Origin of the sequence: Actinomadura sp. NPDC049753, assembly GCF_040674655.1 — a bacterium.
Classification (GTDB): domain Bacteria; phylum Actinomycetota; class Actinomycetes; order Streptosporangiales; family Streptosporangiaceae; genus Spirillospora; species Spirillospora verrucosospora.
On the sequence record NZ_JBFARL010000415.1, the window covers coordinates 1 to 2,307 of the forward strand.

The following is a 2,307-nucleotide window of genomic DNA, read 5'->3' on the forward strand; positions in this document are numbered from 1 at the left end:
GCGCTCGTCCGCGCCTTCCGGTCGCTGCCCGAACGGTGGCAGACCGTCCTCTGGTACACGGTCATCGAGGAGGAGCCCGTCGGGCAGGTCGCGGACTCGCCGCCGGCGGCGCGCAGCCGCTCCACCGCGCGGGCCAGGTGCCGGACGGACTCGGCGGCCGGGACCCGCCCCGTCACGTCGTTCGCGCCGATCATGATGACGGCGACGTCGGGACGGGTCTGCAGGGCCTGGTCGACCTGGCCGCCGAGCGCCTGCGAGCGGGAACCGGAGCGGGCCACGTTCGTCAGCCGGACGGGACGTCCCGCGATCGCGGACAGCCCGGCCGCCAGCAGGGCGGCGGGGGTCTCCTCCGGGGTGTGCACGCCGAGCCCGGCGGCGGTCGAGTCGCCCAGCATGACCAGCGAGAGCGGTTCGCCGCCGCGCGTCCCGCCGTACAGGCCGTCGGCGATCGGCGGGTCGCCGTTCGGGCGTGCGAGGATGGTCCTGCGGGCGAGTCTGGCCTGCATCAGCAGCAGACCGAACGTGATGCCGCCGAGCGCGGTGATGCCTCCGCCGCCATAGGCCGCGGCGGCCGCGATGCGGCGGGCGGTGAATGCTCTCCACATGCTGCGCTGACCCTCCGTGAATAAGTACCTACCCGCACGAAAGGGGCGCGATACCTGCGGTGGCCGATCTCGGCTACCGTCGGGAACGGGAAGCCTTCCGGTCCCCGCGCCGGTTTCGGCGCGCGACCGGCGGCCGAACAGGGACGCCACATTAAGATCAACACACTGAACGACAAGGATGTCGCGGTGCACGTACACGACTCGCTCATCGAGCTGATGGGCAACACCCCGCTCGTCCGGCTGCGCAAGGTGACCGCCGGCGTGGGCGGCGGCCGGGCGCCGCAGGTGCTCGCCAAGGTGGAGTACTTCAACCCCGGCGGGTCGGTGAAGGACCGCATCGCGGTCCGCATGATCGACGCCGCCGAGAAGTCGGGCGAGCTGCGCCCCGGAGGGACGATCGTCGAGCCGACGTCCGGCAACACCGGGGTCGGGCTCGCCATCGTCGCGCAGGAGCGCGGCTACCGCTGCGTCTTCGTCTGCCCCGACAAGGTCGGCAAGGACAAGATCGACGTGCTGCGCGCGTACGGCGCCGAGGTGGTCGTCTGCCCGACGGCGGTGAACCCCGAGCACCCCGACTCCTACTACTCGGTCTCGGACCGCCTCGTCACCGAGATCCCCGACGCGTGGAAGCCGAACCAGTACACCAACCCGCAGAACCCGCGGTCGCACTACGAGACGACCGGGCCTGAGCTGTGGGAGCAGACCGAGGGCCGCATCACGCACTTCGTCGCGGGCATCGGCACCGGCGGGACGATCAGCGGCGTCGGCCGGTACCTCAAGGAGGTCTCCGGCGGGCGGGTCCGGATCGTCGGCGCCGACCCGGAGGGCTCGGTCTACTCCGGCGGCAGCGGCCGCCCCTACCTCACCGAGGGCGTCGGCGAGGACATCTGGCCCGACACCTACGACCGCGACATCTGCGACGAGGTCATCGCGGTGTCCGACAAGGACTCCTTCACCATGACCCGCCGCCTCGCCCGCGAGGAGGCGCTGCTCGTCGGCGGGTCCTGCGGGATGGCGGTCGTCGCCGCGCTGCGCGTGGCCGAGCGCGCCGATCCGGACGCGGTGATCGTGGTGCTGCTGCCCGACGGCGGCCGCGGCTATCTCGGCAAGATCTTCAACGACAGCTGGATGGCGGACTACGGCTTCCTCACCCCCTCCACCGAGGAGGCGCGGGTCGGCGAGGTGCTCACCCGCAAGGGCGGCACGCTGCCGGAGTTCGTGCACGTCCACCCGCACGAGACCGTGCAGACCGCGATCGCCATCATGCGCGAGTACGAGGTGTCGCAGCTGCCGGTGATGAAGGAGGAGCCGCCGGTCATGGCGGCCGAGGTGGTCGGCTCCGTCGGGGAGACCGACCTGCTCGACATCATGGTCAAGGGCCAGGCCAAGATGACCGAGCCGGTCGAGTCGCACATGTCGGCGCCGCTGCCGACGCTCGGCTCCGGCGAGCCGGTCAGCAAGGCCGTCGGCGTCCTGGAGAAGTCCGGCGCCGCCGTCGTCCTCGTGGACGGCAAGCCCAAGGGCCTCATCACCCGGCAGGACCTCCTGGCCTTCCTGGCCGACTCCACCGGCTGACCCCGGGGGAGCGGAGAACGGCCGAGCGCCTGGAGATCGGTGATCTCCAGGCGTTGACCTGCCGCTGCGTCCCGGTGGCGGCGTCCCGGTGCCGGAACGACTCGACGAGCCGCGGCACGTAGGGCAG

Annotated in this window: 2 protein-coding genes; one reads left to right on the plus strand and one right to left on the minus strand. The window is 71.9% G+C overall.

Annotation, left to right across the window (positions count from 1 at the left end; all coding sequences use genetic code 11):
• The coding region (locus tag AB0K37_RS41760) for a GDSL-type esterase/lipase family protein (protein WP_363991673.1) at positions 1–605 on the minus strand (605 nt) is incomplete at its 3' end.
• A 186-nt stretch (positions 606–791) separates the two neighbouring features.
• On the opposite strand from AB0K37_RS41760, the gene AB0K37_RS41765 reads away from it, so the two are divergent.
• The gene (locus tag AB0K37_RS41765) at positions 792–2,180 is read left to right on the plus strand and encodes a cystathionine beta-synthase (RefSeq protein ID WP_363991675.1); all 1,389 of its coding nucleotides are present in this window, start codon (positions 792–794) and stop codon (positions 2,178–2,180) included.
• The last annotated feature ends 127 nt before the right edge of the window (positions 2,181–2,307 follow it).